1 rRNA gene is annotated in these 2942 nt (G+C 54.5%); it reads right to left on the minus strand.

From position 1 onward, the window contains the following. Positions 1–31 precede the first annotated feature (31 nt). Positions 32–2921: ribosomal RNA gene (locus CGX12_RS18990) — 23S ribosomal RNA — on the minus strand. Positions 2922–2942 lie beyond the last annotated feature (21 nt).

Below are 2942 nucleotides of genomic sequence, written 5' to 3' on the forward strand. Positions count from 1 at the left end.
ACCGCAAGGTCTCACACTTCTTGGGTGTTGTATGGTTAAGCCGCACGGGTCATTAGTACAGGTTAGCTGCACGTATCGCTACGCTTCCACACCCTGCCTATCTACGTCCTAGTCTCGGACGGCCCTTTAGAGAGCTCGAAGCTCTAGGGATGACTCATCTCGGGGCTCGCTTCCCGCTTAGATGCTTTCAGCGGTTATCGATTCCGAACTTAGCTACCGGGCAGTGCCATTGGCATGACAACCCGAACACCAGCGGTTCGTTCACTCCGGTCCTCTCGTACTAGGAGCAACCCCCCTCAATCATCCAACGCCCACGGCAGATAGGGACCGAACTGTCTCACGACGTTCTGAACCCAGCTCGCGTACCACTTTAAATGGCGAACAGCCATACCCTTGGGACCGACTTCAGCCCCAGGATGTGATGAGCCGACATCGAGGTGCCAAACACCGCCGTCGATATGAACTCTTGGGCGGTATCAGCCTGTTATCCCCGGAGTACCTTTTATCCGTTGAGCGATGGCCCTTCCATTCAGAACCACCGGATCACTATGACCTGCTTTCGCACCTGCTCGACCTGTCCGTCTCGCAGTTAAGCTGGCTTATGCCATTGCACTAACCGTACGATGTCCGACCGTACTTAGCCAACCTTCGTGCTCCTCCGTTACGCTTTGGGAGGAGACCGCCCCAGTCAAACTACCCACCAGGCACTGTCCGCAACCCCGATCAGGGGCCTACGTTAGAACATCAAACATACAAGGGTGGTATTTCAAGGTCGGCTCCACGGCAACTGGCGTCACCGCTTCACAGCCTCCCACCTATCCTACACATGTAGGGTCAATGTTCAGTGCCAAGCTATAGTAAAGGTTCACGGGGTCTTTCCGTCTAGCCGCGGGTACACCGCATCTTCACGGCGATTTCAATTTCACTGAGTCTCGGGTGGAGACAGCGTGGCCATGGTTACACCATTCGTGCAGGTCGGAACTTACCCGACAAGGAATTTCGCTACCTTAGGACCGTTATAGTTACGGCCGCCGTTTACCGGGGCTTCGATCAAGAGCTTCACCTTGCGGCTAACCCCATCAATTAACCTTCCGGCACCGGGCAGGTGTCACACCGTATACGTCCTCTTACGAGTTTGCACAGTGCTGTGTTTTTGATAAACAGTCCCAGCCACCTGGTCACTGCGACTGGCTCAGGCTCCATCCGCAAGGGACTTCACCCGCTCCAGCGTACCTTCTCCCGAAGTTACGGTACTATTTTGCCTAGTTCCTTCACCCGAGTTCTCTCAAGCGCCTTGGTATTCTCTACCCGACCACCTGTGTCGGTTTGGGGTACGGTTCACACACATCTGAAGCTTAGAGGCTTTTCCTGGAAGCCGGGCATCAATGACTTCGTCACCGTGGTGACTTCGTCTCGGGTCTCAGTGTTATGCGTCCGGATTTGCCTAAACGCACCACCTACACCCTTTCACCAGGACTACCAACGCCTGGCCCATCTAGCCTTCTCCGTCCCCCCATCGCAATGTGTGTCAGTACGGGAATATTAACCCGTTTCCCATCGACTACGGCTTTCGCCCTCGCCTTAGGGGCCGACTCACCCTGCCCCGATTAACGTTGGACAGGAACCCTTGGTCTTCCGGCGAGGAGGTTTTTCACCCCCTTTATCGTTACTCATGTCAGCATTCGCACTTCTGATATCTCCAGCATGCCTCACGACACACCTTCGCAGACTTACAGAACGCTCCCCTACCACTCAGAATAAATTCTGAATCCGCGGCTTCGGTGCCTGGTTTAGCCCCGTTACATCTTCCGCGCAGGCCGACTCGACCAGTGAGCTATTACGCTTTCTTTAAATGATGGCTGCTTCTAAGCCAACATCCTGGCTGTCTGAGCCTTCCCACCTCGTTTCCCACTTAACCAGAACTTGGGGACCTTAGCCGGCGGTCTGGGTTGTTTCCCTCTTCACGACGGACGTTAGCACCCGCCGTGTGTCTCCCGGATAGTACTTACTGGTATTCGGAGTTTGCATGGGGTTGGTAAGTCGGGATGACCCCCTAGCCCAAACAGTGCTCTACCCCCAGTAGTATAAGTCCGAGGCGCTACCTAAATAGCTTTCGGGGAGAACCAGCTATCTCCCGGTTTGATTGGCCTTTCACCCCCAGCCACAGGTCATCCCCTAACTTTGCAACGTTAGTGGGTTCGGTCCTCCAGTTGATGTTACTCAACCTTCAACCTGCCCATGGCTAGATCACCGGGTTTCGGGTCTACTCCTAGCAACTCATCGCCCAGTTAAGACTCGGTTTCCCTACGGCTCCCCTATACGGTTAACCTTGCTACTAAAAGTAAGTCGCTGACCCATTATACAAAAGGTACGCAGTCACCCCACAAGGAGGCTTCCACTGCTTGTACGTACACGGTTTCAGGTTCTATTTCACTCCCCTCACAGGGGTTCTTTTCGCCTTTCCCTCACGGTACTGGTTCACTATCGGTCAGTCAGGAGTATTTAGCCTTGGAGGATGGTCCCCCCATGTTCAGACAGGATAACACGTGTCCCGTCCTACTCGATTTCACAACAAGGGCGGTTTGGTGTACGGGGCTATCACCCACTATGGCCGGCCTTTCCAGGGCCGTTCCACTACCGCCAATGCTGCTTAAGGGCTGGCCCCCGTTCGCTCGCCGCTACTAAGGGGATCTCGGTTGATTTCTTTTCCTCGGGGTACTTAGATGTTTCAGTTCTCCCGGTTCGCCTCGCTGCGCTATGTATTCACGCAACGATACCGCACAAGTGCGGTGGGTTTCCCCATTCGGACATCACGGGCTCAAGCGCTTCTTACCAGCTCACCCGTGCTTAACGCAGGTTAGCACGTCCTTCATCGCCTCTGACTGCCAAGGCATCCACCGTGCACGCTTAGTCACTTAACCATACAACCCCAAGAAGTGTGT

Origin of the sequence: Zobellella denitrificans, assembly GCF_002237365.1 — a bacterium.
In the GTDB taxonomy this organism is placed as follows: Bacteria; Pseudomonadota; Gammaproteobacteria; order Enterobacterales; family Aeromonadaceae; genus Oceanimonas; species Oceanimonas denitrificans.